We start from the raw sequence: 11,512 nt of genomic DNA on the forward strand, positions 1-11,512 counted from the left end.
CACGAGCGTAATGCTCACAACTTCCCGCTTGACCTGGCTGCGGGTGAGGCTGCTCCTGTTGCAGTCACCGCTCCCGCTATCCACGGTTAAGCTCTCGCTGCTTAGCAATCAAGGCACTCTCCTCAAGGAGGGTGTCTTTTTAGTTTATAGATGATGTGGTGCAAGCGCGTGAGTAGACGCAAAACCAAACATGCTCAACAGCGATCGTTTATGGTGGAACGGTTTAAATCTGATAACCAGAAATAGAATAAGCAGTACAAAACCAGTACAAAGAGGGCTAGGATAGAACCCTGAACATCCTGCTTACATGCTTATGAACGGAATCACGCGCCGCCTCTCTGTATCGGAACTCAGCGAACAAATTCTCGAAATGGCAAAGACGGGCGTGTATCGAGAATCCGTGTTTGAGGCTCTGCGTCCTTGCGCGACCAAGCAGCAGGTTCGGACAGCCATCGCTCACGCAAAGCGGTTTGGGCTACATTCTGTAGCAAATCTGCGCGATCGTGAACTGGGCACTTACTATCAGCTCGATCTGGTGAAGTATCAGGCAAACCAGCATTTGCTGCACGCTTCGGAATATTTAGGCAAAGATGCCGATTTGCTAAAGCGGGTGACCGAGGTTCAGCAAGCTGCGCGACGAATGTTAGCTTACGCCAGAGGATTAGCGATCGTCCTGGGGTTGGCAAGTTTGAGCTGCGCTATTTTAGGGAAACCGCAAATCGGTTTGATGCTGTTCAGCAGTACGATCGCGACTGGAATATTGTGGGCACTCCAGCGAGCGACTCTTCCCTGTGAAGAGAGCCTGAAGACGGCTGATCTCTCCAAGTAACGATATGTGCTGTGGTTGAGTTTCGCTATCTTACGACTACGCTCATCCGAAAACTCAAATCACTCGATGTGCAACTTCTTTAAATCCCTGGTGGGGTGGTTGTCATGCCCATCCAAATTGGGTTGCCAGGACACCGATCCGATAAAACATCCAGAGATTTCTATGGCTGTATGTCGCGTGAAATTTCCTGTTTTCAGTGATGCGTCAAATCTTAAATGGCAATGGCAGTAGATAGCACATGGGCAGGAAAAAGCTGAATCTTGGGGAACTGAATTCGATGGCGCAGCAGCGTTTTGGTTACGACAAGCTGAAACCTGGTCAGGAAATGGCAATTCAGGCAGTTTTAGACGGACACGACACGCTGGCAGTTATGCCTACCGGAGCGGGAAAGTCTGCAATTTATCAGCTTGCTGCCTCAGTAATGCCCAGAGCTACAGTGGTCGTATCGCCCTTAATTGCGCTTCAGCGGGATCAGGTGCAGTCGATCGCCCAGCAGGATGTGGGAGCCGCAGCAGTGGTTAACTCAGCCGTGAAGCCATCCGATCGCCAAGAAGCATTTGAGAACTTTAAGCAGGGCGACCTGGAATTTCTGTTTTTGGCTCCAGAACAGTTTAACAATCCCGAAACACTAGAGCAGCTTCAGGCAGCACAGCCATCGCTGTTTGTGGTAGACGAAGCGCACTGCATGAGTTCCTGGGGACATGACTTTCGCCCGGACTATTTGCGGCTGGGAACGGTAATCGAGGCACTGGGGCATCCACGCGTTCTCGCACTAACGGCAACGGCTGCGCCTCCAGTACGGGAAGAAATTATGCAGCGACTCGGCATGAAGAATCCGGCAGTAATTGTGCGTGGGTTCGATCGCCCCAATTTGTATTTAGACGTGCGCCGGTTCGACGATGAGGCAGAAAAACAGGACGCGCTCATCAGTTGTGTTCGGCAGGCAGCGAAGCCAGGAATTGTCTATGCGGCAACCCGCAAGCACACTGAGGAAATTGCCCAGAAGCTTCAGGAAGTTGGGCTGCGATCGAGTTTTTATCATGCCGGCATGAAATCGAGCGATCGAACTCAGACCGAAGCCGCATTTATGCAAGACGCAATTGACGTTTTAGTCGCAACAACTGCCTTTGGCATGGGCATGGATAAGCCAAACGTGCGGTTTGTGTTTCATGCCAATATTAGTGATTCAATCGACTCCTACTACCAAGAAATCGGACGGGCAGGACGAGATGGCGATCCCGCAGAAATTATCCTGTTCTACAATCCTGATGATCTGAGGCTGCGCCGATTTTTTGCAAGCGGTGGACATTTAGAAACCGAAGAGGTAAAGCAGGTTGCAGAAATACTTCAGGAGCAGGATGAACCCGTTACCCCTAAGGAACTCCAGGAGCAAACCGAGCTATCTCAGGGCAAGCTAAAAACAGCTCTCAGTCACCTCAACGCAGTAGGCGCAGTTAAAACTCTGCCAACAGGAGAAGTGGCGGTCAGTGAGGAAGTAGAAGACTTGGAAGTTGCAGCCGCAGCCGCCGTTGAGGGGCAGGAAAGACAGCGACAGTTCGAGAAATCGCGCCTGGAAATGATGCGAAGCTATGCTGAAGTGCAGGATTGTCGGCGGGAATATTTGCTCAACTATTTTGGCGAGGAGTACCAGAAGCCCTGCGACAACTGTGACAACTGCAAGAACGGAGTGATTATCGAGGACTCGGACCGTCAGCCTTATCCGGTTAACAGTCAGGTCGTGCATAAATCTTGGGGTGTGGGTACGGTGATGCGCTACGAGGGCGATAAAGTAGTCGTTTTGTTCGATCGCGTAGGCTATAAAACGTTGGGCGTTGAAATTGCCGTGCTGCGGCGGCTGCTCGTTCGGTTAGACAAGTCTTAGCGTCATTCGTTATTGGTCATTCGTGATTAGGTATTCATCCTTGGTACTTATCATTAGTACTCATTACAGGACAAGAGCCTGATAACTTGTGACGATCGCACTCTGCATTGATTTCAGATTTCCTTCAGGATTCGCTCCGCTGCCCGCTAAACGTAACATTCTGCAACGTATAATAATGAGGCAGTGAGTACTCCAAAGGGTAGAGCGTTCAATGCGTGTTGCGATCGCAGGAGCAGGGCTAGCAGGTTTGGCTTGTGCCAAATACCTGGTGGATGCAGGTCATACGCCCATCGTGTTTGAAAGTCGGGATGTGCTGGGTGGATTGGTTGCCGCCTGGAAAGATGAAGACGGCGACTGGTACGAAACTGGACTGCACATCTTTTTCGGTGCATATCCCAATATGTTGCAGCTATTAAAGGAGCTGGGCATCGAAGACCGACTTCAGTGGAAAGAGCATTCGCTGATTATGAATCAGCCGGATAATCCGGGAGTGTATTCTCGCTTCGACTTCCCTGATATTCCAGCTCCCTGGAACGGCATTACCGCCATCCTCCGCAACAACGATATGCTGACCTGGGAGGAAAAGATCAAGTTTGCGATCGGCTTAGTTCCCGTGATGCTGCGCGGTCAGACATACGTCGAGGAAATGGACAAATATTCCTGGACTGAATGGCTGCAAAAGCACAAGATTCCAGAGCGGGTGAACGAAGAGATTTTTATCGCGATGTCTAAGTCGCTAAACTTTATCGGACCCGATGAGATTTCTTCTACGATCATTCTCACAGCAATGAATCGCTTTTTGCAGGAGCGGTACGGCTCGAAAATGGCGTTTCTGGACGGTTCGCCAACCGAGCGGCTTTGTCAGCCCATGGTAGACTACATCACCGAACGGGGCGGTCAGGTCTTGCTCAAGAAGCCCTTGAAGGAGATTCGCCTCAATGCTGACGGCACGGTAAAGGATTTTCTGATTCGCGGACTGGAAGGTGCATCCGATGAAGTTGTGACTGCCGATGCCTATGTGTCTGCAATGTCGGTAGATGTGCTAAAAGCCCTGCTGCCGCAGCCGTGGAGGTCTGTAGACTACTTCAAACAGCTCGATGGACTGGAAGGTGTACCCGTGATCAACCTGCATTTGTGGTTCGATCGCAAGCTGACCGATATCGATAACTTGCTGTTTTCGCGCTCTTCGCTGCTTAGCGTTTATGCCGATATGAGCAACACCTGCCGCGAATACGAGAATCCCGATCGCTCGATGCTGGAACTGGTACTGGCTCCGGCAAAGGACTGGATCGACAAATCAGACGAAGAAATCGTAGCGGCAACAATGGCAGAGCTACATCGACTCTTCCCTGATCACTTTGGTACAGAAGATTCTGCCAGACTGCTGAAATCGAGGGTCGTGAAAACGCCGCGATCGGTTTATAAGTCAACTCCCGGACGGCAGGAATATCGCCCGGATCAGGCAACCCCAATTGCAAACTTTTTCCTGTCGGGCAGTTATACAATGCAGCGATACCTTGCCAGTATGGAAGGAGCAGTATTATCTGGTAAACTGACGGCTCAAGCGATTGTCGATCGACAGTCTGAACTGGAGCAAACTGCAGCAAAATTAGAGCTTACTGCTTCTGTTTAAGCACCCTGGCAGCAGATAGCGAACAAATCCTCGCAAATTTCCCAAACTGCTGCCAATTTTGTTGCACCTCCGTAGGAGAATAGCTGATAGCTGATCGCTCCGAAGTTCCTGCGCCGAAGTCAACCCTCAGCTTGCGATGTAATGCTGCAACTGCCTGAATCTCCCCGTGTTACTGCCCTAACTCCTCTAGAGGTCTCCTACGAAATCTGTCGTCGGATTACGGCAGAGTATTCCAAAACGTTCTACCTCGGTACTCTGCTGATGCCTGAGGCAAAGCGCCACGCAATCTGGGCAATTTATGTCTGGTGTCGGCGCACCGACGAACTGGTCGATGGTCCTCGTGCGGCGTTAACCACCGAGGAGACGCTGGATCACTGGGAGCGCAATCTAGAAACTCTGTTTACCGGACAGCCGCTCGAAGATGTAGATGTGGCTCTGGTCGATACGCTCGATCGCTTTCCGATTCCGATTCAGCCCTTTCGCGACATGATCGCCGGCCAGCGAATGGATCTGTATCGATCGCGCTATGAAACCTTTGAAGAACTAGAGCTTTACTGCTATCGGGTAGCAGGCACCGTTGGCTTGATGACGACCCCGGTAATGGGAGTTGATACTCGTCACGGAACTGCTCCCTGGGATCAGGGCAAACCGCAGCATAATCCTACACCTCAGGCAGTCGCACTGGGCATTGCGAACCAGTTGACGAATATTCTTCGGGACGTAGGAGAAGATGCCCGTCGGGGACGAATCTATCTGCCGCTGGAAGACCTGGAGCAATTTAACTACAGCGAAAAAGACTTGTTTAACTTCGTTGTGGACGATCGCTGGCGTGCCCTGATGAAATACGAAATTCAGCGTGCCCGCAAGTTTTTTGCCGAAGCTGAATCGGGAATTAGTCAACTCAGCCCTGATGCTCGATTCCCAGTATGGTCTGCCCTGATGCTGTATCGCGGGATTTTGAATGCGATCGAGCGAAATCAGTATGATGTGTTTCGCAAGCGGGCTTATGTACCAGGGTGGCAAAAGATGCTGTACCTGCCCATCTCGAAGCTGAAGGCAGAAGTGCTATAGCGGTGCTTGCGCTAGGGTAAGAAAGTTCTTTGTGGATCAGGCTAATTCAATCAAATGGATGAATTGCCTGACCTGGAGTAATTCAAAACCTATGAAAGAGTGGATTTTACCCACGACCGCCGCCATTTTTCTGTGGGGATTTTGGGGTTTTTTGCCCAAGCTGACAACCCGCTATCTAGCACCCAGCAGCGCGATTATCTTTGAAGTCGCGGGTGGTTTGCTACTGGGTGCAATCACCCTCGCAGGACTTCAGTTTCGCCCACAGCTTCACCCGTTAGGTATTCCTTTGGCAATGATGACCGGGCTGCTCGGTGCAGGAGGGGCATTTTGCTTCCTCCAGGCAGTCGTGCATGGACCCGTAACGCTGGTTGCGACCCTATCTGCCCTTTATCCGGCAGTGACGCTCGGCTTAGCCCATTTCTTTTTGCATGAGGCGATTACCTTTCGGCAAGCCGTTGGCATTGGGCTGGCATTACTGTCGGTGATTTTGGTTGCTGCCTGAGCACTGCCCTGGCTTAGACCTTTAATTTTTAATTAAGGATTTACTAATTATCAAAGGACTAAACGGCTTCTGGATCGATCGCGTGCTGCTTTAGTTCGTTCAGCGACACGTATTCCAGTGCAGAAGCATGGGTTGAGGCAAGCACCACGGGCGGCGCAACGCCTGCATCCAGGGCTTCTTTCCAGCGCGAGGCACACAGGCACCAGCGATCGCCCGGCTTCAGTCCGGGAAAGTTAAACATCGGCATTGGCGTAGACAGGTCATTGCCGCGAGATTGGGTGTACTGCAAGAACTCTGCTGTCACTTGAGCGCAAACCACATGCGCCCCCACATCGCCTGCTCCAGTGCTGCACATGCCGTCGCGGTAGTATCCGGTTATGGGGGAAGTGCAGCAGAGTTGCAGTGGAGTTCCCAATACGTTGCTTGCGTTTGCCATGATGAGTTCCAAAGTTTTTCTATTTCTTACAGTTTATAGAAACTGAAAAGTAGTGCGAAGCAGTTCCCCTTTGAAGTCACTGAGCGATCGCATCAGCGTTAAGGGAAAAGAACTCGCCAATTTTCAAACATTCTCTAAACCGTATCGCAACCCCGTAAACTGAAAAAGATCGATCGCGTCAGGAAGCCGGCAACCGTGCGCCTAAAAGAGTTCAGTACCAGCAAAGTGAATTCAGCCCTGCTGCTGACGCTAATTCTGCTGTTGGGCTTGGGGCTACGCTTCTGGAACCTTGATGCGAAACCGCTCTGGCTGGATGAAGTGCTGACTGCCCTATTTACGATGGGCAAAAGTTCGGCAGATGTGCCGTTGAATGTCTTTTTTTCGCTGACGGATCTGGAGCAGATTTTTTCGTTTCGATCGGGGGTGTCCTGTCCGCAGATTACTCAAACCCTGGTGCACGAATCGGTGCATCCACCGCTGTTCTTTTGCCTGATTTATCACTGGCTAGCCTGGCTTCAGCCCAATTCGAGCAACTGGGTCTGGGCAATTCGATCGCTGCCTGCCCTATTTGGAGTGGGATCGATCGCCGCACTTTACTGGCTAAATCGAGTCGCGTTTTCGCCTGCGGCTGCCTGGTTTGGGGCTGCGCTAATGGCAGTTTCGCCGTTCGCGGTTTACCTGTCGCAGGAAGCTCGTCACTACACGCTGCCCATGCTGCTCATCACGCTGGCTCTGGTGATGCTGGTCAAGATTCAGCAGTCGCCCCGTACCTTTACACCCTGGCTTTGGATAAGCTGGACGGGAATTAACCTGATCGGGCTGTACGTTCACTATTTTTGTTTGCTTGCGCTGATTGCCCAGATTGGAACGATCGCCCTCTGGATGTTCTGGCAGCGACGCGAGACTCTGCGCCGTCACTGGGTAGGGTTGGGGTCAGGCATTCTTGCGCTGGGGGCGGGCTATCTGCCCTGGTTTCCGATCTTTCTCAGTCACCTGAGTCGTCCCGAAACCGACTGGCTCATTCCCTACAAGCCAGATTGGACTGATCGGATCGCGCCGCTGTATCAAACGCTGGTAGGCTGGCTGCTGATGGTGATTGCCCTGCCGATCGAGGAACAGCCAGACTCGATCGTTTACTTTTTCGGCAGTATTGGGTTAATTTTTGCCCTCTGGCTAGGATGGCAAATTGTGAAAGGAATTCGACGGCAATGGCGAAATCAGCTTGTTCGTCCGCCGCTGCTGCTGCTGAGTGGATTTGTCGGCTTTGTGCTGCTGGAATTTTTTGCGATCGTCTATCTGCTCGACAAGGATCTGACCATTGTTCCCCGCTATAACTTCGTTTACTATCCGGCGATGGGTGCGTTATTAGGAGCCGTTTTAATTGGTGGGCAAGATCAGAGAGACAAGACTTCAAATCGCGCTACACCGATCGTTCTACTCATTGTTGGGCTGCTTAGCAGTTTACTGGTGGTGAACGGTTTTGCTTTTCAAAAGTCTTACCGTCCGACACGCGTCGCTCAGGACATGGCATTTGAACCAGACCAATCGCTGGTGGCTATGGTTAGCTATCGATCGCCGCAGGAAATTGCCTTGGGACTCAGCTTTGCCCTGGAACTTCGCAAGCAGTTTCCGCCCGATCTAGCCAATGACCGCGTGAGATTTGCCTTTGTCGATCGGACTCAGGGATACAGTCAGGTTTGGCGCACCCTGCCCCAGCTTGCTCAGCCCTTGCCGATGCCGCTCAATCTCTGGGTCGTTGCGTCTCCCGGAATGCGAACCAAAGATTATCCGTCTCGCCTGCGGTTGTCTAATCCGGCAACTCCCAATCGCAAAGCTCTTTGTCCCGTTGATCCAGAAGAATTTCATCGGGTTGGCTTTCCTTATCAGCTTTTTCGCTGTCGCTCGCGTCAGGAATAAAATTCTGTTTGGCTTACATTCGATCGCCTGACGATCGCCTGATAAACGAACTGAGCTAGATGCTCTCCCTCAAACCAACCTACAGCAGGGATAGAGCCTAACAACGCAAATACTGCAAACCCCAGAAATTGGTAAGGGCAGGGATTAACCCCGCCCTAGTAAAAGACGAAATATCGTTACATCGTTTGATCTGCGTTGATGCGACCAGGCTGCTTAGAAAGCAACGATTCGATGCCTAAAGCTAAGGGTAGGCAGTACCAACCCTAAGGAGCTTACGCGCTGATCGTCGTCTTATAAAGCGCCTCACGCACTGCCATCATCGCTGCCACCAGCTTGTCAATTTCTTCGCGGGTGTGCAGAGCATTGGCAGTAATTCGCAAACGCGGCTTGGCGATGAACCAGATCGGTGATACCCAAATGCCATGTTCATACATGAGCTGACGAGCGAAGTGCTTCGGGTTAATGTCAGTCGGCAGCACCACGGGAACGACGTTGGTTTCGCCGATCGCCTCAAAGTCATGCTCGACCAGTCTTGCCCGCAGATAGCTCGTATTCTCGTGGAGTCGCTTCACCAGAGCCGGATTTTGGCGCACCTGACGAATGCTTTCTAGTGCCGCTGCTGTCGTCGGAGCGGGAAGAGAAATTGTACCGATCGAAGTCGGCGAAACATTCAGAAGTGGCTTCAGCTCAGCACTGTGAGTGCTGATAGCGGCTCCAGCAGACGCAGCGAACTTCGAGAAGGTGGTCATAATCAGCGGATTCACCCCTTTGTCGATCGCGTGCTGGGGCAAAATGCCGAAGTAATCGTAAATGCCGCCACCGTGATCGCCCAGTGCGCCGCTGGCATGAGCCTCATCCATCACTAGAACACTGTCCTCATAATTCGCGAGGATGTCGATCATTTCCGGCAGGGGAGCAATGTCGCCGTCCATTGAGAAGACCGCATCGGAAACGACCATAATGCGATCGTCTGGGCGAGCATGCCGCTGCAATTTCCGTGCCAGATCTGCCATATCGCAGTGACGGTACGCCCGCACCCGTACTCTGGGGCTGTGGCCAAACATTTTGCCCGATCGGGTTCCGGCGTTTGCCAGGGCGGAAACGATGCAGCCGTGGTTGAGAATGTCAGTCATGATCAGGGTTTCACGGGTGTTTTGGAACCCCGGAACCGGAATCGCCAGATGACAGAAGGCATCCATTAACGCCTGCATTGCCATCCACGCATTCAGGAAAAGCTGCGTATGGGGCAGATGCTTGAAGGCAGAAATTTCGTCTTCGAGCTGCCGATGCAGGTCAATTCGACCGCTTAGCACCGAGCAAGAGCTGTTTGACGTGCCGTATTGGAGAACCGCATCGATCGCCGCCTGCTGCACAGCCTTGTTTTGAACCAGTCCCAGTACATCGTTGGTGCAGAAGGTCAGGACGGTACGGCGAATGCCTGTTGCCGCCTCTTCGATTTCAACTAGATTCCCCGCTTTGCTGCCGTGACAGATGTATTCATCAGGGTCTAGACCACTTTCATACCAGCGTTGAACGTATTCCTTAACAACTCGCACAGTTAACTCCCCTCACCTCAATTCGTTGTTGTGAATGCATGTCCTTGAGTTCAGTTGAGATTCGCTGAACCCGATCGAACCTTGTGTTTCAAGTTCAACCCTGGCAGGAAGCGGGATTGACTGATTCATAATACTGACACGTATCCTTGACCGATCGATCAATCGAAAAGTTGCCTCTGCCCATCGCTCCTGCGCTTTAATCAACCTTCTTTGGCTTAAAGAAAGTTTATAGTCAAAAGTGCCACTAATTAAACGTTTGTAGAGCGGCGGTTGGTACAGTTGCAAGACAGGCACAGTTCGCTTAAACCTCGCTGCTAATACGTCACCGTAGGTGCGGGCTGTGCCGCAGGGGTGGAATTCGCCTCCTGCAAAGCTCCTGAAACCGCTCCAGACTCTCCAGCCTGGGACAGGCGTTCAGCCTCCAGGCGCGATTCCTCCGATTGTTGGCTGAATTGCTCATATTGACGGACGATCACGCGCTGAAGCGCAATGATTGCCGGATTAATTTCGACATAGCGACGCTGCGAATTCAGCCGATAGTTGCGCTGCTCGCTTTCCATCATCTCCACGTCCTGCTCTAGAAACTGCATAAACAGGAAACGACGTACAAGCGGCACTGCTACAGGCTTAAGCGATCGCAATAACCATTTCGGCAGCCTGACCAGCGGCAAACAGAGCATCGAAAACGATCGGGTCTCAGTTGGACTCACCGGAAGCCGCATTAAATACAGCGACGACACCCCTTCCATCGTGCTGTGGTAGTGGGGATATTGATACTGAATCGTCACCACTCGCTGGGTCACGCCATCGCTGTCGGCACTGAGCCCCAAAAACTTCGACAAAAAGCCGCGATAAGAAACACGATACTGTGCCTCGATCGAGCCTTCCGATTCGCGCAGCTTTAGCAAAACGGGATCAAACCAGCCTTGCAGATTGCGATGCAAAAAGCCGTGGAACACATCCATCGTGTTTTCGTTGCAGATCGAGAAGTGTGCCTGAAACCGTCCCGTAATCGGAATGATCAAGCAGTTGGGATCGTCGTATTCGGGCACTTCGGGCAGCGATCGTTCGGTTGCCAGTACCGGGTTGCCCGGAAAAACCCAGACGATGCCGTACTTCTCTTGAGCGGGATAGCTGCGTGCCTGGGCACAGGGCAATTTTTGACCCTTCGGCAAATAGGGAATGTTGACGCAATCTCCCTGGGGGCTAAACTCCCACCCGTGATAGGGACAGACCAAGCGATCGCCCGTCACCTCGCCTTGGTGCAGCTCAATTCCTTTGTGCGGACAGGCATCTTCCAGGGCATAAACCTGACCCTCTGCATCCCGATAAACGGCGATCGGCTGCTGCCACACCCGCACCGGAATGACCCGACTCCGCTCCAGTTCATGCGACCAGGCAACCGGATACCAGTGGTTGGGATTGATACCAACCTCACGAATTTTGTTTTGAACCGTCTGACCTTTCAGCGTTGTCGCCAGTTCCATGAGCGTACCCTACACCATGAGCAACAGGGGATCGGACGAGATGACCCACTTAGACTGAGTAGAATTACTTGTCTTTTTAGCCCCTTCGGATGGATTGTGAACCATTTTTGAAGCGGATGCAAGTCATCATCATACTGATCGGTATGACGAGTCGATCGACTGATAGGTTTCTGGCCGGTTTCTAAGGGATGCAACCTGG

General features: G+C 52.0%; 10 protein-coding genes. 7 read left to right on the top strand and 3 right to left on the bottom strand.

Going from position 1 to position 11,512, the window contains the following annotated elements; translation table 11 throughout:
* The first annotated feature begins 153 nt into the window (after window positions 1–153).
* The 6 genes from NDI45_RS25720 to NDI45_RS25745 all read left to right on the top strand — a co-directional run bounded on the left by NDI45_RS25720 (window position 154) and on the right by NDI45_RS25745 (window position 5,917).
* Entirely contained in the window at window positions 154–246 is a 93-nt protein-coding gene (locus tag NDI45_RS25720) for a DUF2805 domain-containing protein (protein WP_347277908.1), read from the top strand.
* 67 nt (window positions 247–313) lie between these two features.
* Entirely contained in the window at window positions 314–829 is a 516-nt protein-coding gene (locus NDI45_RS25725; RefSeq protein ID WP_348249403.1) for a hypothetical protein, read from the top strand.
* A 277-nt stretch (window positions 830–1,106) separates the two neighbouring features.
* Window positions 1,107–2,711, top strand: coding sequence for an ATP-dependent DNA helicase RecQ (locus tag NDI45_RS25730; RefSeq protein WP_348249404.1), 1,605 nt, complete (start codon window positions 1,107–1,109; stop codon window positions 2,709–2,711).
* 211 nt (window positions 2,712–2,922) lie between these two features.
* The gene (pds, locus tag NDI45_RS25735) at window positions 2,923–4,344 is read left to right on the top strand and encodes a 15-cis-phytoene desaturase (protein ID WP_190793493.1); all 1,422 of its coding nucleotides are present in this window, start codon (window positions 2,923–2,925) and stop codon (window positions 4,342–4,344) included.
* 141 nt (window positions 4,345–4,485) lie between these two features.
* Complete coding sequence (crtB, locus tag NDI45_RS25740; protein WP_190793494.1) at window positions 4,486–5,415, top strand: 15-cis-phytoene synthase CrtB; 930 nt, start codon at window positions 4,486–4,488, stop codon at window positions 5,413–5,415.
* A gap of 91 nt (window positions 5,416–5,506) precedes the next feature.
* Window positions 5,507–5,917 (top strand): DMT family transporter, encoded by a 411-nt coding sequence (locus tag NDI45_RS25745; RefSeq protein ID WP_190793495.1) that lies wholly within the window; start codon window positions 5,507–5,509, stop codon window positions 5,915–5,917.
* A 58-nt stretch (window positions 5,918–5,975) separates the two neighbouring features.
* Here the strand turns inward: NDI45_RS25745 and NDI45_RS25750 are convergent, their stop codons facing one another.
* On the bottom strand, window positions 5,976–6,353 hold the full coding sequence (locus NDI45_RS25750) for a DUF2237 domain-containing protein (RefSeq protein WP_190793496.1): 378 nt from the start codon (window positions 6,351–6,353) through the stop codon (window positions 5,976–5,978).
* 195 nt (window positions 6,354–6,548) lie between these two features.
* Between NDI45_RS25750 and NDI45_RS25755 the strand changes: the two genes are divergently transcribed.
* The gene (locus NDI45_RS25755) at window positions 6,549–8,270 is read left to right on the top strand and encodes a glycosyltransferase family 39 protein (RefSeq protein ID WP_348249405.1); all 1,722 of its coding nucleotides are present in this window, start codon (window positions 6,549–6,551) and stop codon (window positions 8,268–8,270) included.
* 272 nt (window positions 8,271–8,542) lie between these two features.
* Here NDI45_RS25755 and NDI45_RS25760 read toward each other — a convergent pair whose 3' ends face one another.
* Together NDI45_RS25760 and NDI45_RS25765 are read right to left on the bottom strand one after the other, a co-directional pair.
* Complete coding sequence (locus tag NDI45_RS25760; protein ID WP_190793497.1) at window positions 8,543–9,826, bottom strand: aminotransferase class I/II-fold pyridoxal phosphate-dependent enzyme; 1,284 nt, start codon at window positions 9,824–9,826, stop codon at window positions 8,543–8,545.
* Window positions 9,827–10,140: 314 nt separating this feature from the next.
* Entirely contained in the window at window positions 10,141–11,313 is a 1,173-nt protein-coding gene (locus NDI45_RS25765) for an aromatic ring-hydroxylating dioxygenase subunit alpha (protein ID WP_348249406.1), read from the bottom strand.
* Window positions 11,314–11,512 lie beyond the last annotated feature (199 nt).

Origin of the sequence: Leptolyngbya sp. GB1-A1, from assembly GCF_039962475.1 — a bacterium.
Lineage (GTDB): Bacteria > Cyanobacteriota > Cyanobacteriia > Elainellales > Elainellaceae > Leptolyngbya_A.